General features: G+C 43.7%; 9 protein-coding genes. 2 read left to right on the forward strand and 7 right to left on the reverse strand.

The genetic code is table 11. The annotated features are described in order from the left end of the window. Nucleotides 1–15 precede the first annotated feature (15 nt). Nucleotides 16–3,234 (reverse strand): SusC/RagA family TonB-linked outer membrane protein, encoded by a 3,219-nt coding sequence (locus NQ565_RS03735; RefSeq protein ID WP_005655899.1) that lies wholly within the window; start codon nucleotides 3,232–3,234, stop codon nucleotides 16–18. A 409-nt stretch (nucleotides 3,235–3,643) separates the two neighbouring features. Between NQ565_RS03735 and NQ565_RS03740 the strand changes: the two genes are divergently transcribed. Both NQ565_RS03740 and NQ565_RS03745 read left to right on the forward strand, forming a co-directional pair. Continuing rightward, nucleotides 3,644–6,730, forward strand: coding sequence for a chondroitinase family polysaccharide lyase (locus tag NQ565_RS03740; RefSeq protein WP_005655900.1), 3,087 nt, complete (start codon nucleotides 3,644–3,646; stop codon nucleotides 6,728–6,730). Nucleotides 6,731–6,753: 23 nt separating this feature from the next. Next, nucleotides 6,754–8,112 carry a sulfatase family protein gene (locus NQ565_RS03745; RefSeq protein WP_005655901.1) on the forward strand — a complete coding sequence of 453 codons (1,359 nt, stop codon included), beginning with the start codon at nucleotides 6,754–6,756 and terminating at the stop codon, nucleotides 8,110–8,112. 155 nt (nucleotides 8,113–8,267) lie between these two features. Here NQ565_RS03745 and NQ565_RS03750 read toward each other — a convergent pair whose 3' ends face one another. The 6 genes from NQ565_RS03750 to NQ565_RS03775 all read right to left on the reverse strand — a co-directional run bounded on the left by NQ565_RS03750 (nucleotide 8,268) and on the right by NQ565_RS03775 (nucleotide 21,092). Then, complete coding sequence (locus NQ565_RS03750; RefSeq protein ID WP_005655902.1) at nucleotides 8,268–9,221, reverse strand: tRNA-dihydrouridine synthase family protein; 954 nt, start codon at nucleotides 9,219–9,221, stop codon at nucleotides 8,268–8,270. An 18-nt stretch (nucleotides 9,222–9,239) separates the two neighbouring features. Beyond that, on the reverse strand, nucleotides 9,240–10,373 hold the full coding sequence (locus tag NQ565_RS03755) for a glycoside hydrolase family protein (RefSeq protein ID WP_005655904.1): 1,134 nt from the start codon (nucleotides 10,371–10,373) through the stop codon (nucleotides 9,240–9,242). A gap of 188 nt (nucleotides 10,374–10,561) precedes the next feature. Next, a complete protein-coding gene (locus tag NQ565_RS03760) occupies nucleotides 10,562–12,067 on the reverse strand; it encodes a RagB/SusD family nutrient uptake outer membrane protein (RefSeq protein ID WP_005655905.1) in 1,506 nt (501 codons plus the stop codon). Nucleotides 12,068–12,094: 27 nt separating this feature from the next. Further along, nucleotides 12,095–15,187: a SusC/RagA family TonB-linked outer membrane protein gene (locus tag NQ565_RS03765; protein ID WP_005655907.1), complete on the reverse strand. Its 3,093-nt coding sequence runs from the start codon at nucleotides 15,185–15,187 to the stop codon at nucleotides 12,095–12,097. 174 nt (nucleotides 15,188–15,361) lie between these two features. Then, nucleotides 15,362–16,909 carry a sulfatase family protein gene (locus NQ565_RS03770; protein ID WP_005655908.1) on the reverse strand — a complete coding sequence of 516 codons (1,548 nt, stop codon included), beginning with the start codon at nucleotides 16,907–16,909 and terminating at the stop codon, nucleotides 15,362–15,364. 112 nt (nucleotides 16,910–17,021) lie between these two features. Further along, a complete protein-coding gene (locus NQ565_RS03775) occupies nucleotides 17,022–21,092 on the reverse strand; it encodes a hybrid sensor histidine kinase/response regulator transcription factor (RefSeq protein ID WP_005655910.1) in 4,071 nt (1,356 codons plus the stop codon). Nucleotides 21,093–21,137 lie beyond the last annotated feature (45 nt).

The following is a 21,137-nucleotide window of genomic DNA, read 5'->3' on the forward strand; positions in this document are numbered from 1 at the left end:
ATTCAATGTTATTGGTTAAAAGCTAAGGTTAATGCCGAATACTACATTTTTCATGGCAGGATAGTCAATGCTTCCTCCTATTTCAGGATCGAAGCCTCTGAAAGAGGTGAAAGTGAAGAAGTTCTCCAAACTACCGTAGAAGCGAAGACGTTCTAATGAAATTTTCTTGGTTAATTTGGCTGGAAGCGTATACCCCAGTTGGATATTACGTATTTTCAGATAAGCCAGATTCTCCAGGTAGAAGTCGCTCATTTGTTTGTTTCTTTGGTCTTGGTATTCCAGCAGGCGCGGATAGGTTGCATCTGTTCTGCCTTCGTACCATCTGCCGTCTGCCACTTCCTTGTTCAGTTGATAGCCGTGGCGTACACTGGGGGTATTGGCCAAATCATTTTGCCAGTAAATTTTAGCACCGGCTTGCCCTTGCAGCAGCATGGCAAAATCAATCCCCTTATAAGAAGCATTCAGATTCAGACCAAATTGGAATTTTGGGTTCGGGCCATCGCTTACGATTTCGCGGTCATCCATATCGATAATACCGTCCTGATTGATGTCTTTGTAAAGCAAGTCACCTTTTTGCGGAGTACCGAAAGCTGCGAACGGATCAACTTTTTTGCCGTCTACCACCGGAGCATTGTCTATCATTTGCTGTACCAATGCCAAATCTTCATCGGTTTGGATGATGCGGTCGCAACGCAACAGGTATTGTGAATTGATAGCATGTCCTTCCCAAATGATATTAGCGCCGCTGTAGGTAATGCCACCTTTGTCTTTGCCTTTATATTTGGTCACTTCATTCTTTACATAAGTAAAGTTTCCGTTTACCGAGTAGGAGAAATCTCCTATTTTATCTTGCCAACCCAGTGTAAGTTCCACACCTTGGTTCCACACCTCTGCACTATTTTGTTTGGGAATGGATGCGATACCGTGTACGGCAGGTGCGGGGAGATTGATGAGGATATCTTTGGTTTTCTTGTGGAAGTAATCCATTGTACCGGTCAGACGATTGTTGAATAGCCCGAAATCAATACCTACATTGGTCATATAAGTTGACTCCCAGGTTAAATTAGGATTGGCAATACGGGCTTGTGCCAGACCTAATGCCACTAAATTGTTCAGACTGTAGTTGAAAGCACCGTCATCGTTTTTGTTGGCATATAAAGCCAGGGCATCATAGTTGCCCACTGCATTGTTGCCTAACGAACCGTAAGACAAACGCAGCTTCAGTGTGCTCAATCCTTTGTCTCTTAATCCTTCCATGAATTTTTCCTGTTCTAAACGCCATGCAAAAGATGCGGAAGGAAAGTATCCGGTACGTTTGGATTTGAGGAAGCGGGAAGATTGGTCGGCTCTCAAATTGATTTCCAGCAAATACTTCTGTTGCCAATCCAAGTTGACACGACCGAAGAAAGAACGCATGGCCCATTCTGCACTGCTTCCACTGGCAGATGCATCACCGATAGCACCATTAAGTACTCCAAGGCTGGTATCTATCATATCATATTTAGTAGCTTTAAAATTGTGTGAACGGTATTTTTCCTGGCTGGCACCCAACATTGCATTGATACCTAACGCATCGTTTATCAGGCGAGTTTCATAACGGGCTACTACATCATTGAAGAATCGGTCTATCTTTCCGTCGTAGTTCATGATGCTGCTTTTCTTCTTATTGGTGAAAGTTACTATTTCATTTCTGAAGTCCCAACCTTCAAGGAAGACCGGTTTGCTGCTTCGCTCTTCATCTACAAACTCATAGGAGTAGGAGCCTGTCAGGGTAAAACCCTTGAATGGTTTGAGTGTTGCTATAAAGCGGCTTCGTACATTGGTCTTGTGAATGTTACCGTCCACGGAGTTCAGACGAAGCAATGGATTGTTGTTGGCTGATTGGGAAGAGTCTTCCGAGTTGTTCATAGCACCGTAGCGTCCGTCGGGAGCACGGAATACCATACCCGGAGTGGTGGCTGAGGCAAATTTAAATACATCGCTTACTGTACTTCCTTCACTTTGATACTTGGCTGCAGGATCCATGTTGGAAACGTAGCCACTGACTTGAGCGGCCAGATTCAGCCATTTTTTAACATCGGCAGAGACATTCAGACGGGCATTATATTTCTCAAAACCGGTGTTTTCCATTACACCCGGATTGTTTTGATAGCCGAAAGATGAGTAGAATTTAATTTTTTCACTACCACCGTTCATGGAAATAACATGATTGTGTGCAACGGAGGATTTAAAGGTTTCTTCCAGCCAGTTGGTATTGGGATATTTCAACGGATTTTTTCCTGCATCAGCACGCCATTCTTCAATAAGAGCCTGGTCCTTAAAGGGCTTTGCCATGCCAGACTGCTCATATCCTTCGTTAATCAGTTCCATGTAATCGGCATAGTTGGATACCGGATCCATGTGGTGGGGAATGGTGGTTGAAGTACAAGATATGTAGCCGTTATAGTCTATATGGATACTTCCCGCCTTGCCTTGCTTGGTGGTAATTAAGATAACACCATTGGCCGCCCGTGAACCGTAGATAGCCGCAGAGGCGGCATCTTTCAGGATAGATATAGATTCAATATCCTGAGGATTGACCGTATTGATGCCGGCTTCCGCACCATCAATGATGACCAGGGGAGCCGATTCGTTCAAGGTACCTTGTCCTCGTACTGTTATAGTAGCATTGTCATTACCTGGTTGGTTGCTGCCGCTCATAACGCTCACACCTGCTGCTACACCGGCCAAAGCTTGTGATACATTGGTAATGGGACGGCTTTCTGTCAGTTCTCCTACATTTACAGAAGAAACAGACCCTGACATGTTTACTTTTTTTTGAGTACCATAACCCACTACCACTACTTCTTCCAAGGTCTCGGAGTCTTCTTTCAGATGGATATTCAGATTTTTGGTTGTTCCGGTAATTTGAATTTCCTCGGTAAGAAAACCGATGTACGAAATTTCCAAGACAGAGTTAACCGGAACTTCAATTGAAAATTTACCATCGATGTCTGTGATTGTACCAGTAGTACTCCCTTTTACATGTACATTGGCACCGATAACCGGTCCGTACTGGTCCGTTACGACTCCTGTCACAGTTTTTACTTGAGTAATACTTTCTATTGCATGATGATGAGGCGTTTCGTTCTGGGTATTGCCGGCCCATGCAACAGTGTAGGTAGAAGCTAAAATCAAGGATGTTCCCAATACAATTCTCTTGGGTAGAGAAATCGGGTCTTGCTTTTTTCTCATAAAACAACTAATTAAGGTTAAAAAAACTACGGATATAAATTTCTTATATCTTATATTGACCGCAAATATATGTGTAAAATGCATAATAAACAATACGAGATTTTATTTCTATCGCAGGCCCGTAAAGAGCCGTATCCAATGTATTTCCGCTATTTCTTCCTAATCAATAATATGTAAATTAATATGATACAGACAAATGGGAGTGACAACTCTTTTTCTGTTTCAGCTTGTTGTCTGAGGTATGATATAAGGGCTTATGACATTTTTAGACCTCTTCTGTACGATTTATGTCACTCTTTTTTTTGAAAGAGTTTTTTCTTTGTACAATACTTAATTATAAGATTCACTTACGCGGAGGAGATGTTGGGTATCTAAAATGAAACATATAAATAACCTTAAGTAAATAAATATGATGCAATTTAGTAAATGGACAATGGGAGTAGGGATGCTCCTCGGGACTTTGTTACCGGTAAGTGCAGAAGCCCAGGTAGTGAAGAATGACAAACTGCTTTCTTTTGAAGACCCGCAAATACCGGTATTTATTTCGGGAACGGATTCCCGTTTGGAAATCAGTGATGAACATTATAAAGATGGTTTGCAGAGCTTGAGTTGGACATTTAATCCGGGGGCTGTGCTTTCTATCAAAAAGGATTTGAAGTTCGAGAAAAAAGACCCTACCGGAAAAGATACCTATCTTTCCGCTTTCATTGTATGGGTGTACAATGAGCAAGCACAGGACAAGAAAATAGAGTTTGAATTTTTAAAAGATGGAAAGAAATGCACTTCTTTCCCATTTGGAATCAACTTTACCGGTTGGCGTGCAGCATGGGTGTGCTATGAACGTGATATGGTGGGGACGCCGGAAGAGGGGATGAATGAAATCCGTATTATTGCTCCCGATACAAAAGGGAAGTTATATTTAGATCATATTATACCCGCCAGTAAGGTGGATGCCCGCCAGCAGACGGCTGACGTGCAAGTTCCGTTTGTGAATAAGGGAACTACCAATCATTGGCTTGTTATTTACGAACATTCTTTGTGGAAGCCGGATATACCCTTGACTGCCGTTAGCGAAACGCAGAAACAGGAAATGCGGAAAATAGAAAAACGCTTCAGGGATATGCTCTATACACCCGGAAAGTTGTCAGATAAGGAAATGACGGCTATCCGTAAACAGTATGACTACTATAAGATTACGTACAAAAACGGGAAAGTGAGCGGTCTGCCTATCTTCATGGTGCGTCAGGCGGAAGCTTACGAACGTATGATACCGAATTGGGATAAGGATATGTTTACCAAGCTGGGTATGGAAATGGACAAGTATTTCAAACTGATGAAACGTATTGCCATAGCCTATAACAATGCAGCGGATGTTGCTGCGCAGGATGAATTGAAGCAAAAGTTCCTTGCCATGTACGACCATATTACCGACCAAGGTGTGGCTTACGGCAGTTGTTGGGGAAACATCCATCATTACGGTTACAGTATGCGCGGACTCTATGTAGCCTATTTCCTGATGAAGGAGGTACTGAATGAAGCCGGCAAGCTGAATGAAGCCGAACGCACGCTGCGCTGGTATGCCATCACTAACGAGGTTTATCCTAAACCTACCGTAAACGGTATAGATATAGATTCTTTCAATACGCAGACCCAGGGACGTATGGCCAGTATCCTGATTATGGAGGATACTCCGGAAAAGCTGCAATATCTGCGTTCTTTCTCGCGTTGGTTGGATTATGGATGCCGTCCGGCTCAAGGCTTGTCGGGTTCTTTCAAGAAAGATGGAGCTTGTTTTCATCATCGTAATAACTATCCCGCTTATGCTGTCGGTGGGTTGGATGGAGCCACGAATATGATTTATTTATTGAGCGGAACAGAGTTCAAGGTGTCTGAACTGGCGCATTCCACTGTTAAGAACGTGCTGCTCACGATGCGGTTTTATTGTAATTTGAAGCAATGGTCTCTTTCCATGTCAGGTCGTCATCCTAACGGAAAAGGAGAACTGATTCCCATTCAATATGCTACTATGGCTATTGCAGGAACACCGGACGGTAAGCAGGAATATGATGCCGACATGGCTGCTGCTTATCTGCGTTTGATGGCTTATGTCAATAGGCCCGATGAAGATGCTCCTGATTATCTTCCGAAGGCTTCCACTCGTCAAGAGTTGGAGATGAAGAAACTGCTTGAAGCACAGGGATTCCGCCCCGAACCCGATCCGCAAGGCAACCTTGCATTGGGCTACGGTTGTGTTTCCGTACAGCGTCGGGATAATTGGGCGGCTGTAGTGCGTGGACATTCCCGTTATCTGTGGGCTGCCGAACACTATCTTCCCGCCAATTTCTACGGCCGTTATCTGGCACATGGCAGTATGCAGATATTAACGGGTAAACCCGATGAAATGGTGACTTTTACTACTAGTGGCTGGCAAGAAAACGGCTTCGACTGGAATCGCATTCCGGGAGTGACGAGTATTCATCTGCCTTTTGAGCAATTGCGCGCCAAGGTATTGAATGTGGATGTTTACTCAGGTATGGAAGAAATGCTTTATTCCGATGAGGCCTTTGCCGGTGGGCTGTCCCAGGCCCGCCTGAATGGTAACTTCGGTATGAAGCTGCATGAGCATGACAAATATAACGGCTCTCACCGTGCCCGTAAGTCTTTCCACTTCTTTGACGGTACGATAGTATGTTTAGGTACGGACATTGAGAATGCGAATACAGAGTATCCTACCGAGACGACTGTTTTCCAATTAGCAGCCATTACTCCTGAGAATCATAAATACTGGGATGGTTACAAGAGTGACGGACAGACTTATATCGATCCGAATGGGGTAGGGTACTATCTTTCCAAATCCTCTATGAGAAGTGCGAAATATGAAAAGAATTTCCCGCAGGTTACAGTCGGTGAACGAAGTACAAAGCCGACTTCGGGCGATTGGGTTTCCTTGACGCTGCAACATGGTAAGGCTCCGAGAGGCGCTTCTTATGAATATGCCGTATTGCCCCGTACGGACGCTGTTTCCCTGAAAGCATTTGCGAAGAAGCCTTCCTATAAAGTTCTTCAGCAGGATCGTAATGCCCACATAGTCCGTTCTTTGACGGATAATCTTACCTCTTATGTTTTGTTTGAAACTCCTCAGACGCTTCCTGCAGACGGTCTGTTACAGAAGGCGGATACTTCCTGTCTGGTTATGATTCGTGAAGATAGAGGCAAACTGTTACTGACTGTTTCCCAGCCGGATTTGGCATTGTACCGCGGTCCGAGTGATGAGGCTTTTGATAAGGATGGAAAGCGGATTGAACGGAGTATCTATTCTCGTCCGTGGATTGATAACGAGAGTGGAGAAATTCCCGTGACTGTTACATTGAAAGGTTGGTGGAAAGTAGCGGAAACACCGTATTGCAAACTTGTTTCGGCAGATAAGAAACAAACAGTGTTGCGTTTTACGTGTAAGGATGCTGCAAGCTTTGATGTAGAGTTGTTGCGTAAATAGGTTTTGATTAAATCTTTTTTGTCATGACGGAATTAAAGAATATCATGTTTTGTGCAACTGCCTTTGCCCCCTCTTTATTGGGGGCAAAGGAGCTGCCTAATATTATTTATATTGTAACCGACCAGCAGACAGCTTCTGCCATGAGTTGTATGGGAAATACAGATGTACACACGCCGAATATGGATCGTTTGGCACAGGCAGGTATTTTATTTAAAAATGCTTATTGCTCCGCTCCGTTAAGCGGTCCTTCCAGGGCATCCATGTTTACAGGACATACTTCCCACGAAGTCGGACTCTCCCGAAACAACGTTCCTATGGCCGATTCTTTGCGTACTGCCAGTTTAGGCTGGTTAATGCAACGTGCCGGTTATGAGTGTGCTTATGGTGGAAAATGGCATGTACATACCCCTTCCATGCCCGATGGTGAGTTCGGCTTTTCTACCATTCATCCGCATAATGATAATGGCTTGGCTGAAGCTTCCGTTGCTTTCCTTGAGCAGAAACATTCCAAACCCTTTTTTCTTGTAGTGGGTTTTGATAATCCCCATAATATCTGTGAGTATGCGCGCAGTCAGAACTTGCCATTTGGCAATTTGCCCGAACTTCCTCAAGATGAATGGCCCGGACTTCCTTCAAATTTTGCCCGTAATCCTTATGATGCCGATGTAATAGATTATGAACAGACATTGAACTATTCGGCTTATCCCACCCGTCATTATTCTCCTGATGATTGGCGGCGTTATCGCAGCCTTTACTTCCGGCTGGTGGAAAAGGTGGATGCTGAGATTGGTAAGATTGTCGATGCAATTGATAAACAGGATTTGTGGAAGAATACGGTAGTTATCTTTACAAGCGATCATGGTGATGGTATGGGTGCGCATCATTGGAACCAGAAATCGGCTTTATATGAAGAAGTAGTGAATGTACCTTTGATAGTTACCCTTCCCGGAAAGAAGAATGCCGGCAAAGAAATGCCCCAACTTATTAATGAAGGTGTCGATTTCTTTGCTTCCGTATGTGACTGGGCGGGAATTTCCCTTCCTGGAGGTTTACATGGCGTCTCTTTTAGGCCTTTGGTGGAAAAAGCTGATCCTCAACAGGTACACCAGCCTTATATTGTCAGTGAGACTACATTTGATAAAGGAGTTGCCCGAGGTTGGGCCTTGCGTACTCCGCGTTATAAATATGTATTGTATGATAAAGGGTTGTATCGTGAGCAGCTTTATGACATGGTGAATGACCGCGGAGAAATGAGGAACTTGGCTATAGAGAAAAAGTATCGGCAAATTCTCTTACAACATCGTGCTTATTTGAATGAGTGGATGAAACTGCATCATGTAGTTCAAATACGTCCTGAGGTGCATTTAATTCCGGATATGTAAATCGGAAAGTGTGTTAAATGCTGATAATCTTACATCCTGTCATTAACTTTGCTTAGAATGTTCTTTCATTTCTGGTATTAAATCATCGTTGGAAGACGTTAGGCCGATAATGACCGAAAAGCATTTTGACACACTTTCTTTCTCTGTTTTTATTCTTATTGGTATGAAGATAGCAAATCGTTTACTGCTATCCGGTAATTGGTTAGTTTACTGGTTTTATGTATAGTTTTTTTAGCTTTACGGTTACCGTTGGGTAGCAGATATTCCCAAAAGTTCTTCATTTTCATCAATAACTGTGTTTCACCGCCTTGTAACTGTTCTTCATAGCTGTTGTATATCGCTGTATGTAGCTGTTTTACTTTGGATAGCATTTCATCAGGAGACAGCTTTCTGTTTTGTTGGTATTCCCAAGCTAAAGCCGGATTGGCAAGCAGACCGCGCCCTATTACAACTCCTGCCAATCTCGGAAAACGTTCGGTAACGGTCTGTATATCTTCTATTGTATGCAGGTCTCCATTATACAACAAGGGTTTATCGCATCCATGATAAAAAGCCTCAAATCCGTTTAAATCTACCTCTCCTTTATATTGCTGTTTCCCTAAACGCGGATGCAGGATGATGTGGGATAGGGGAAGTGTGTTCAGTAACGGTAGGAGTGCAAGGCATTCATTGGCGTTTTCCCAGCCTAATCTGAGCTTGACTGAGAAACGGATTTGAGGATATTTTTCTGTGGCAGCAGTCAGTAGTTCTTTTATTTCTTCGGGATACGGCAACATTCCTGCTCCGTTATGCCGTTTGGCCAGCATGGGGAAAGGACACCCCAGATTGATGTCTGCTTCCTGGTAATTATGCTCGATAAAAAGGGATACAATCTGTTCCAACGTGCTTGGTTGGGGGGCAATCAGTTGGGGGATCAGGTGTATATTCCGATTGTTTTCCGGGTTTATATCGCGTATGTCTTTTCGGCGGATTTCACCGTGTTCCACACGTACAAAAGGAGAATAATAGGTGTCGATACCGCCGAAGATACAAGCATGTGCTTGTCGGTAAGCAGCATCTGTATATCCTTGAAGAGGAGAGAAATGGATAGGCAATAAATTCTTGTTCATAACCGCAAAGATACGTTTTTATTCTTTATCTTTTATAGGAATAACCATATTCCAAGAGTGTGATGCATTCTCGAATCCGCCGGGACCATCCATAGTGGCAAAGAAAATGTAAGTAGGTTTGCCGTTTTCAAAGAAAATAAAGGGGCGTTCCAGTTGCCCTTGCATCTCCACTTTTCCGTCTTCCCATTCTATGGTACGGGAATAGGCTTTGGGAGCCTTGTCTACTGTCCACTGGATACCGTTTTCAGAGTGTGCCATAACACCACCGCCCCGTTCTCCTGTAAATTTGGCTACATGGTCTTTGAATAGGATGTGATAGCCTTCGGTGTCTTTCCATAGGAAAGGGTCTTCGGCTTCACCTTGTCCGTTTACTTCAAAGATAGGCTGATTGTTGTTCAATACATGGTAAGGACCTTCTATTGCAGGAGCATAGGCTATTCCGAGACTCATTGCCGAATGTTCGTAATTGTTAGTGTAATGGCGGCCTTTGAAGATCATGAGAACTGAACCGTCTTCCTGTATGATTGGAGAAGGATTTGAGGTAAGGAAACTATAGAATGTACCCGGTTGGGTTTTGAGTATCGGTTCGTCCAGACGTTTCCAGGGACCATATGGAGAATCGGCTACAGCCAGTCCGATGCGCTTATTGGCGCGGGCAACGGTGCACCAGGGGCTGTCTAAGGTGAGCTGCGCGTATGTCGGTTCGGCAAACGGGTGTGTAGATCCCATATAAATGAGATAATATTTACCGTTTTGTTTCAATATGCGCGGATTGTGTGTAGAACGCCCGTCCCAATACTGTGCACCGCGTGCGGGAAGTGCGATATCACTGAAACGATAAGGTCCTTGCGGTATATCGGACACAGCATGTACAATTTCAGACGCGACCATCCATCCCGGATGAAATGGTAATTTTTGGGGAAACCGGGATACGAACATGTGATATTTACCGTCATCTCCCTTTACTATTGAGCTGCCCCATACCCAATAACCTTCGGATGCAAAGGCAGGTGTGCGTGGGGCTTTATCCAGGCGGTGAAACAAACGGTTTTCCGACTGCTGCTTTAACTCAACCAGGTTTTCTATTTTTTGCGCAGATGCTGTTAGAAGAATGAAAATATTAAAGAAAAGTATCAGCTTATATCTTTTCATGAATGTGATAATGTTATAGCGTTAATTGGATGTGAACAAAGATACAGGTTTTTCGTATACCGGGTATATTGTTTATAAGAAAAAGAGAGAAGAATCTCACGATCCTTCCCTCTTTACATGTTAAATTGATTAAGGTCTGTTTATCAGATTATTGATAATAAAAATAAGGTTAGAAGTTTTGTGGTATATTAATATCCTGCATTATTGGTCCAACCGGCAAGGTCTACCTGTTGATAAGGTACCGGGAAATAGTAATGGTGATTTGTGTTGAAAGTGGAAGCATCCCATTCTTCAGCACGTACCTCTTTTACTTTTTCCAAACGTACCAGTTCGAACCAGCGTTTCATTTCTGCAAAGAATTCCCAACCTCGTTCGTTGGATACGGCTGCTAAGAATGCGGCAGGTTCGGTTGTTGTGGTCAGTTCTATTTGCCTGTTTTGATAACCGGCGCGTTTCTGTACCTCCTGGATAGCATTCAGGGCATCTTGGTTCACAGAGTTTGTAGCACGGGTAGAAGCTTCGGCGTACATTAAAAGAACTTCTGCATAGCGGTAAATACAAGTTATACCGTTTGATTGTGCACTTTTACCGGGGGCTCCTTCGTCATAATCATAGTACTTGGAGATGGCGGGAAGTTTGTCTGCACTTTCGGTATATGGGATAATCTCTCCGCTTTTTATTTTCCATTCTGTCATATAGTTCCATTCTTTGCGGTCATCATTGGGATACGCCTTGAAGAAATCTTCATTGCCGTAATAGTCTGCCCATCCTGCATTAGGAGAATAATCGCTCGGATAGTAAGATTTACCGTAGTTACTTGCTATCTTATGTTTGGCACTATGCTGCAGGGCAAACATTACTTCGTTGGTTTCTGTTTTCTTGTCTTCTTTCCATAAATCGGAATATTCGGCTGTCAGTACAAGACCGGCTTGGGCCTTATTGTCCATGATTTCTTTGGCTTGGGCTGCTGCCAGACCGTAATATTCGGTTCCTTTGTTTAACGGCCATCCTGCCATTGTCATATAAGCATCTGCCAAGCATGCTTTTGCGGCCCATTTTGAGGGAGTGCTGTTGCCGCTACGTCCTTTGTTGGGTAACCATTCGGTAGCTGTAGTCAGACTGGGAATAATCGCTTTATCGTATATTTCGGCAACTGATGTTCTCGGCATGGTGATGGTTGCCTCATCGTTTTCCAGTAATAAAGGCACATCGCCATACAGACGGGTCAGATAGAAATAGGAAAGACCGCGCATGAAATAGGCTTCGCCCAATACTTCTTTAAATGCTTTGGCTTCTTTTTCGTTGGTGGGGATAGTAGTTCCCTTGATAATTTTGTTGGAACTGCTGATGACCTTATAGAACAGGGTCCAAGTAGTTGAGAAATCAGCATCATTAGCTGTAAGATTCGGAGTCAGTCTGCTATAATAAGCCAGTTCGTTATTGGCCTTGGCTGCACGGTAGGTAATATCATCCGCACATACATTGATGCGTTGCAGACGGCTGTTGAATCCGTAATTTCCTTGCCATAAATCGCTGTAAAGGGCGTCTGCCGCTTTTTCAAGGCTTGCTTGGTCTACCGTATTCCAGTATTCTTCTTCTGTGATAAAGGATTCGGGTTCTTGTGTGAGGTCTACGCAAGAGGTCGTCAGTAATAAACTTCCGGCAACTGCTGTTAAATATATTAATTTCTTCATGTTGTTCTTATTTAAGTAGGTTATTCATTAGAATGAGAAATTCAGACCGATTAAATAATTGCGGCTGTTAGGATAGGCTCCCCAATCAACACCTTGTACCAAAGGACTACCCATAGTAGCTTCCGGGTCCAGACCGGAGTATTTGGTGATGTGGAACGGATTCTGTACGGAGGCATATACACGCAGGTTGTTGATACCCAATGAACGGCAGGTTGCTTCAGGAAGAGTATAACCTAATGTGATGCTTTTCATCTTGATGAAACTTCCGTTTTCAACGAAACGCGTGCTGAAGAAGTCTTTATTTTCAGTTCCGCCTTTCACGAATCCCGGTATATCTGTATTGGTGTTGGTCGGTGTCCAACGGTTCAGCAACTCGCGCATAGGGGTTACGCCTGCCATTTGTTGGCTCTTAATCAGGTTATATCCCATTTGGTGAGTGGCATTGTAGATGTCAAATCCATGGAAACCTACTACGAAGAACGAGAAGTCAAAGTTTTTGTAATTGAATGTATTGTTCCAGCCCCAGTTGAATGTCGGTTGTCCGCATCCGATAATGCCTTGGTCTGCATCATTGTATACGCCGTCTTTGTTGACATCTACATATTTGGAGTTACCCGGTTTTACTTTGTACACTTCTCCGTTGGTTTTGCCGTTTGTTTGACCATTGGCATCTACGAATGGAGCATTTACATCATCCTCCTGCCATACTCCTGCGAATGTGTATCCCCAGAATGAACCTAACTTCTCTCCTTCAATCATTTGGAATATCTGGTTTTGGAAGTTTCCGGCCTGTTGTTGGCGGTGGTTGGCTGTCGGAATCTTGTTGAACGTACCTTTGTTGTGAGATAACGTCAGGTCTGTGTGCCAGCTGAATTCTTTATCACTGAAAGGATCTGCACTGATTGTAAACTCAACACCTGTGTTCTTGATTTCACCTGCGTTATCAAGGATGGCAGTATATCCCATGTGTGAGGGACGTGCCACTTCCAGCAAAATATCTTTTGACAATTTGCTATACCAGTCTGCTGTTAAGCGTACGCGACCGTTCAGAATACCGAAATCAACTCCGACATTGAACTGGTCGTTGCGTTCCCATTTTAGGAAAGGAGCAGCCGGTCGGTCTATCTTATAGGCGGTAGAAGAACTCCCGTTTGGAGTAGTAACGGTAACAGGCGTCATTTTGGAATAGATACGGTAAGCCTCTACAGCTTGGTTTCCTACGGAGCCGTATCCCAAACGGAGTTTCAGTTGGTCGATGAAACTGTTCTCTTTCAAGAAATTTTCTTGCTTCAAATCCCATGCCAATGCAGCAGAAGGGAAGTAACTCCATTTATCTTTCAGACGTGAGGAACCATCGGCACGGATAGAGGCGGTAAGCATGTAACGGTTCATGAATACATAGTTGACACGTAACATTCCTGACATAAGGGTATTGATGCTGCGGTCGGATGCAATGGCTGCGAGGTTTGAATCGGACCATGCCAGATTATTGACACCGATCATGTCGATATAGTCTAAGTTATATCCTGTACCGGTATGGTTGTAGTTGTTGTCATAAGACTGCTCGAATACGGCAGTTGCATTGATACGGTGATTTTCATTGAATTCCTTTACATAACTCAAAGTGTTGGTATTCAGCCATGAAGTATTCCAATAGCTACGTGCCTGTCCTTGAGTCAGACTGTTTTTGTAGGAATAATAACTGTCTTCGTTTTCTACCGAAGTATTCAGTCTGTTATCAAAAAGCACGCCTAGTTGAGAGCGGAAACTCAAACCGTCCAGAATATCGAACTGGACATAGCCCTGTATGCGGTTATTGATTGTTTTGTTAGAGTTGCTGGATTCCCAGATGTATCCCATAGGATTGTATGCCTTGCCACCATCGAAGAAGCTATTGTTATATTCTCCTTCTTCGTTTTTGGGTTCGATGGTACTTGGAAAGTACATGCTTTGCTGTATCAAGCCATCGTATTCGGTAATACGGGGTTTGCTTGTTTCACGATAGTGACCGTATATATTCAAACCTGCTTTCAGCCATTTCTTGATTTTGGTATCTACCTTTAAACGCCAGCTGTAGATTTGGCTTCCTGATTCTTTAATGATACCTTGGTCGTCCTGATAACGGAGAGAGGCTAAGAACGTTGTTTTTTCACCACCACCGGCAATGGAAAGTTCATAGTTCTGAGTAACTGCCGGGCTGCGGAAAATTTCTCTTGAATAGTCATATCCTGCCTTGCCGGATTTGAATGCTTCGAGTTGTTCCGGGCTGTAAAAATGATTATCGCCATAGCCAAAGTATTCTTTACCGTAATCGTTTACCAAGTTGGCATATTCGTACGGAGAGAGGTTATCGGGGTATTTGGCAACGGTTTTAATATTGGCAAATGCGTTGAAAGAGACAGTTAGCTTATCCTTTTCAGGATTTTTGGTTGTTACCAGGATAACACCATTGGCACCGCGTGAACCGTATACGGCTGTTGCTGAAGCGTCTTTTAATACCTCAATGGAGGCGATATCCGCAGGGTTCAATGACTGGAGAGAACCACCGATGAATCCGTCAATTACAACAAGCGGTCCTGTTTCTGCCGTAATAGAGTTGATACCACGGACGCGGATGGTGTTGTCGCCGCTGGGGTCACCGGAACCTGAGAGTACGGATACACCGGCCATACGTCCTTGCAAGGCATCGGATACATTACCTGTCGGGGTACTTTTTAATGCATCGGCTGTCTTTACGGAAGCCACGGCACCGGTCAAGTCACTTTTACGTTGAACGCCATAGCCCACTACCACCACTTCTTGCAATAATTGACTGTCTTCACTTAGCGTTACGTTAATATGCGTTTTGCCGGCTACTGCTATTTTTTGGGTCTGATAACCGATATACGAGAATACGAGAGTCGCATTGGACGGTACGTTGGGAAGTGTGTAATTTCCGTCAATGTCTGTAATACATCCGTTGCTGGTTCCTTCCACTTGTATGGAAGCACCAATCACAGGACCTAAATTGTCACTTACTGTACCTGTTACTGTAATGTTTTGTGCATTAGCTTGTGTGGCGAATAGCACAAAGAGCAACATAATACCTAATGTTTTGAATAGATTAGATTTCTGTTTCATAAATATTAATTTAATTGGTTATTTAAAAAAAGGCTTTTATCAGTCTTGTTCAAAATCGGAAAATCTCTTCGCAAAAGTATAGGCTAATAAAGGTAGAGATATTCACTAATTGTCCGCAAATAATCTGATATTGTACATTATCTGCGGACAATCGGTGCTCTGCTTAGTCCTTATTTACTTGGTTTTTGCAGCTTTTACTTTTTCCAGCAGAATAGCCAGCTCTTTTACTTTATCAGGGTGAGTTCCAGCCAAATTTTCTTTTTCGGAAGGGTCTACAGATAAGTCATAAAGTTGTGGTTGGGGATTGTTTCCCGTTTCCATTTTAGTCCAATGTTCCAAAGCCGGTTTGTCACTCGGTTCGATGTATTTCCAGTTATTCTGAATGATGGATAGAGTATTATTCAGATTCTGTTGTACCACATAGTCGCACCCGATGGTATCCGTGCCAAGGAAGTTGTTGAGTTGGTCGCGGCTGTCAGGGGCAACACCTGTAGGAAGTTCATGATTCAGCAGGGCTGCAAATGAAGCATATACATCAATCATGGAAAATGGAGCCTGTTGTTTGCCCGGTTTGATACCATTCGGCCAGCGTACGATAAATGGAATACGGGTTCCGGCATCGAATGCGCTATACTTGCCGCCCCGGTAATGTTTCATGGGGGTGTGACCGTTCAGCAATTCAAAGGCCTGGTCTTGATAACCATCATCAATGACGGGACCGTTGTCGCTGCATAATACGAAGATTGTATTATCAGCAATATCCAGACTATCGAGGGTGTGCATGATCTCGCCGACTGTCCAGTCCAGTTGTAAAATAACGTCACCACGCGGTCCTAAACCGCTTTTCCCTGCAAAACGCGGATGGGGGACTCGGGGAACGTGTACATCTTGTGTACCCATATACAGGAAGAAAGGTTCGTTTTTATGTGCAACGATAAAATCTTTGGCTTTTCCGGTAATGATATCTGCAATATCTTCATCCACCCAAAGAGCAGATTTGCCACCGGTCATCCAACCGATACGGGGGATACCGTTGATAATGGTATTATTATGTCCCTGGCTGGGTTTCATCTTTACCAATTCAGGATTTTCAAGTCCTGTAGGCCAGTCGCCCACTTTGTGCTGGTAGCTGACAGTAATGGGATCTTGGGGATCAAGCCCTACAACATGGGCATTTTCTACGAACACACAAGGAACCCTGTCTACTGTGGCAGGAATGATAAATTCATAGTTGAAGCCTATGTCTTGAGTATTCGGCCTGATTTCGCGATTGAAGTCCGTGCCACCTTTAGGACCTAATCCCAAATGCCATTTGCCGACGGCTCCGGTGTAATAGCCTTCCTCCTTGAACATATCGGCCATTGTGACACAAGCTGTATCAATAATCAGTTCGGAGTTACCCGGTGCAATGCCTGTGTTCTCTTGCCGCCAGGGATACATACCTGTAAGCAGTCCGAAGCGGGAAGGGGTACTTGTGGAAGAGGTGGCATATGCATTGGTGAATTGCATACCCTGACCGGCAAGGCGGTCTATATTCGGGGTACTTATTTTAGTGGCACCGTAGCAGCTGAGGTCGCCGATGCCCAAGTCGTCAGCGATCAGGTAGATAACATTAGGCTTTTGCGGTTGGTCACTCTTGGCTTCTTGTTTAGACGGATTGCCACATCCTATCAAAAGGACCGTACTTGGAAGATACGGTAGAAGATTAGATAAATATTTCATAGCCTTTGGACTTTAAAGTTTTATTCCAAGTCCAAAGATATGCGCTATCTTTCGGTCTGTGTGTATAAAAGAGTACACACGGAATCATAAAAAGTACAAAAGTGCAGAATTCTTATTTTTCATTTACTGCTTCTTCCTCGTCTTTATCAGCTTCCTCTCCTTTGCGATAAGCCAGCGGGCTGACATGATAGATGTCCTTAAAGCACTTGCTGAAGTAGCGTGAGGAACTGAATCCTATCTTATCGGAAATTTCCGTAATGTTCAGTTCCGGATTATTGCGCAACATCAAAGCACCTTTCTTCAAACGGATAGTCAGTATAAATTCGTTTGGGGTTTGTCCTGTAATGGCCTTCAGTTTGGTGAACAGGTTGGTGCGCGCCATTGCCATTTCTCTGGCAAAGACATTGACATTGAATTCTGTGTCGTCCAGATGTTGTTCGATGATAGACATGGCACGGTCCAGAATGTCTTTGTCAATCGGATTGGTAGCAAGCATATGTGCAGCCGTTTGCGGTTGCTTGCTGAATTTTTCCTGTAAGAGGATGCGTGAATTCACCAGGTTGTTGCAGCGGGATATCAGTAAGTTTGTATTGAACGGTTTGGTTATGTAATCGTCCGCGCCGATCCGCAATCCTTCGATATTCGATTCAATGGCAGTGCGTGCAGTCAATAACACTACGGGGATATGGCAGGTGTTGAAATCCGTTTTTATGAGTTTGCATAGTTCTGTACCCGACATTTTGGGCATGACCACATCGCTTACCACAATGCAGGGCATTTCACTGCGTACCAGTTCCCAGCCTTCTTCTCCGTTGGCTGCCATCAATATCTGATAGAATGGCTTGAAGATGTTGGCAAGCATTTCGCGGATGGACTCATTATCCTCTACAATCAATAGTTTGGCATCCGGAATACGTTTGATGGGAGCATTTTCTTCCAGTTCGGTTTTCAGGAAAGCATCTGCTTCGGATTTGGAAATTTCAATCTGATGTACGCAATCCGGATTCCGGTTGATTTGTTCTTCTGTAAAGAATTCGTTACCCAAGCGTAGTGTAACGATAAAGCTTGTACCTTTGCCAAGTTCGCTTTCTACACGGATGGAACCATGATGTAATTCTATAATACCTTTGGTCAAAGCCAGTCCTATACCAGTGCCGCTCTTGCCGGCATCAGTAGAACCGGTCGGTTCTATCTGATAAAAGCGGTCGAATATCTTATCTATCTCCTTTGCATCGATACCGCTTCCCGTATCTTTTACACAAATTATAACGTTATTCCGTTCTTCCTTTACACTGAGCGTAATGGTATCTTCTTTTTCCGTATGCTTGATAGCATTGGATAAGAGGTTATTGATAACTTTCTGCATTTGCTTCTGGTCGTACCATACTTCGAGTTCGTCAGTCTCTTTTTCAAAATTGAAGTTGATTTGTTTGGCACTGGCATATTCAAGGAACAGCAGATAGTTTTCATACAGAAAATTCACGATGTTGTGCGGACTGACTTTAATCTTCATATGGCCCTGTTCCTGCTTGCGGAAGTCGAGTAATTCGGTTATTAGCTCGCGTAGCTGGATACTGTTTTTATAAATGCCCAATATCTTGTTGTAGATGGCAGGTGTGAAGTTCTGTAATTGCAGCAAGGTTTCTACCTGAGCCACAATAAGAGTCAGAGGAGTGCGGAACTCATGCGAGATGTTGGTGAAGAAGCGCAATTTGGATTGGTTCAGCGCTTCTACATCCTGAATATGTTTCTGTTCGTATTTCAAAGATTCGCGTAGTTTGATTTTTGATTTGTAGGCGCGTATCAGATACCACAGAACCGCTCCCGTTATGATGATATATATGAAGTAGGCAAGTGTTGTTTTGTAGTACGGCGGCAATACATGAATGGTGAGCTGTGCTTGCGGACAAAGGTTTTCGTCTTTTCCTTCCGGCTTGATGAGCAATGTGTAAGTGCCTGCATTCAAATTGGTGTAAGTAATGGTATGCAGCCCTCGCGTGCTTGTCCATTCATTGGAAAAGCCTTCCAGTCTGTAAATAATATCGTCTTTGTTGGCAGGTATGTAATTGGATGTGGCAAACTCTATACTGAACATGCTTTGGTCTGCATTGAGGGTTATCTCTCCGGTGTGGCATAAAGAGTGCTGCAAGATGCCGGTTTTATCTCCTACAGAGATTTCCCTACCGTTGACGATGAGCCGTGAGAGGATAATCTTATAAGGTTTTGGGGTAAAGTTCAGTTCCATTTCATGGAAAGAAATCATGCCTTGTATGCCTCCCAGAAATATTTCACCGTCGCAGGTGACACAGAGTGCATTTTCGTTGACGGCTGTCAACGGGAAACCGTTTTCAGCACTGTAATTATTAAAAGTCTTATTTTTGTAGTTAAAGATGGAGAATCCTTCGTTGGTGATGAGCAGTAATTTGCCGCTGCTGGGAGATTCTTGTGTTTCATAAATGCAGTCACTGGCCAGACCGTTCCTTTCCTTGTCGAAATTTTCAAAATCATTGGTTGCGGGGCGATATAAGTCCAGACCGCTACCCGAGGTGGAGAACCACAGGTTGCCTTTGCTATCTTGCGTTATATTGTTCACATTGTTATTGCTGAGACTGTTCGGGTTGGTGGCATCATGGCGGTAGTTTGTCAGTCTGCAGGTGTCAAAACGATAACTGAATACTCCTTCTCCAGTGGCAGCAATCCATAGTGTACCCTCCGAATCGAATGTGACATCTGCTACCATTTTAATGGATTTTCCTTCTTTGCTATCTTTGAACAGTTGTTGGCATTGTCCGTTAGCGGGGTCAAAGAGGCATACTCCGTTTTGTGTGGCTATAATCAGCAGGCTTTTGTAGGGAATGATATCGCGGATAATGTCTGATGGAAGAGTGTTAGGATTACCTTCTTCCATGCGGTAATGGGTAAAATGCCCTGAGCGTATATCCAGTTTGTTAAGACCGCCCAAATGAGTGCCTATCCATATAATTTCTTTATCGGCATCATAATAAAGCGCTTTTACATTATTATGCGAAATGCTGTTACGTCCTTCCTGTGGGCGATACCATTTGAATTCGCGTGTGCGGCGGTTGTAATAATTCAGTCCGCCGCCTTCGGTTCCTATCCACAGATTGCCGTCTCTATCCTCAATGGTGCGTCCTACAACCGGATTGCTCAGCCCTTTCTTCTCGTTGGAAGAGTAGGAATAACGGGTGTAGATTTCATATTCCGGATTGAAGTAGTTGACACCGCCGAAATAGGTTCCCAACCAAAGTGTACCTTGGTTATCTTTTACGATACACCAGATGGAAGAGTGGGTGAGCCCGTCGGCTTGTGTGTCATTGGCTGTATGGTTCTGGAATAATCCGGTTATTTTATTGTATCGGTTTAATCCGTTGAAAGTACCTATCCATATATTGCCCAAATTGTCCTCACAGCAGGCCCTGACGAAATTGGAGGAGAGACTGTGTGGGTCTTTGGCATTGTATTTGAAGTTTTCTATTGTTCCGTCTGCTTTTACACGGAACAGTCCTTCTTCCCAACTGCCAATCCACAATTCACTTTCGCTGTCCTGATAAAAACTGGTAATATTTCCTTTCTGAATGGGATGCGTCAGTTCTTTTTTGTCAATATTCAGGCAGTATACGCCGTTGGTTGTTGTTCCCAGCCATAGTACATCCTTATTGATGTGTATACAGACTATTTCCAGATTTCGGTCCGGGAGTTGATAGTAAAGGTCGAAATTTCCAGTTTCCTCGTTATAACGGTATATTTCATTCTTTTTGCCGATAAAAAGTCCGTCATTGTAATAGATGCTGTTGATATTGCCTTGTATTAACGTAGTGAATTTTTGGGTGGCAAGGTTGAATTCCGCCACTCCTTCGGTGCAGAGCAGATATATTTTCCCGTTATGATTGCCCGTAATGCGGGATACGGTATTGCAGAAAAGGCTGTTGGGATTGTTCTTCTGTAGCTTGTAGGTCTGTATATCGTCTCCATTGTAACGGTTCAACCCTTCGCGTGTGCCAATCCATAGGATGCCGTTTTCATCAACATATAAGCTGTTTACGGAAAACTGAGATAATCCGTCGTCGGTGGTAAGGTGGTTAAAGGTTATGTTCTGCCCATACACATTTGCGAAAGCCGCACTCGCTAAAATAAAGAATAATCTGATGATAAGCTTCTGCACGTTGAGTCATTTTTAAGGTTTCAGTCACAAATATAAGGATATTTT

The sequence above is a fragment of the Bacteroides stercoris ATCC 43183 genome (genome assembly GCF_025147325.1).
Classification (GTDB): Bacteria; Bacteroidota; Bacteroidia; order Bacteroidales; family Bacteroidaceae; genus Bacteroides; species Bacteroides stercoris.

What these genes read in the sequence shown, in the direction of transcription:
- NQ565_RS03735 (WP_005655899.1), bottom strand. Translation starts at nt 3,234, where the DNA reads ATGAGAAAAAAGCAAGACCCGATTTCTCTACCCAAGAGAATTGTATTG.
- NQ565_RS03740 (WP_005655900.1), top strand. Translation starts at nt 3,644, where the DNA reads ATGATGCAATTTAGTAAATGGACAATGGGAGTAGGGATGCTCCTCGGG.
- NQ565_RS03745 (WP_005655901.1), top strand. Translation starts at nt 6,754, where the DNA reads ATGACGGAATTAAAGAATATCATGTTTTGTGCAACTGCCTTTGCCCCC.
- NQ565_RS03750 (WP_005655902.1), bottom strand. Translation starts at nt 9,221, where the DNA reads ATGAACAAGAATTTATTGCCTATCCATTTCTCTCCTCTTCAAGGATAT.
- NQ565_RS03755 (WP_005655904.1), bottom strand. Translation starts at nt 10,373, where the DNA reads ATGAAAAGATATAAGCTGATACTTTTCTTTAATATTTTCATTCTTCTA.
- NQ565_RS03760 (WP_005655905.1), bottom strand. Translation starts at nt 12,067, where the DNA reads ATGAAGAAATTAATATATTTAACAGCAGTTGCCGGAAGTTTATTACTG.
- NQ565_RS03765 (WP_005655907.1), bottom strand. Translation starts at nt 15,187, where the DNA reads ATGAAACAGAAATCTAATCTATTCAAAACATTAGGTATTATGTTGCTC.
- NQ565_RS03770 (WP_005655908.1), bottom strand. Translation starts at nt 16,909, where the DNA reads ATGAAATATTTATCTAATCTTCTACCGTATCTTCCAAGTACGGTCCTT.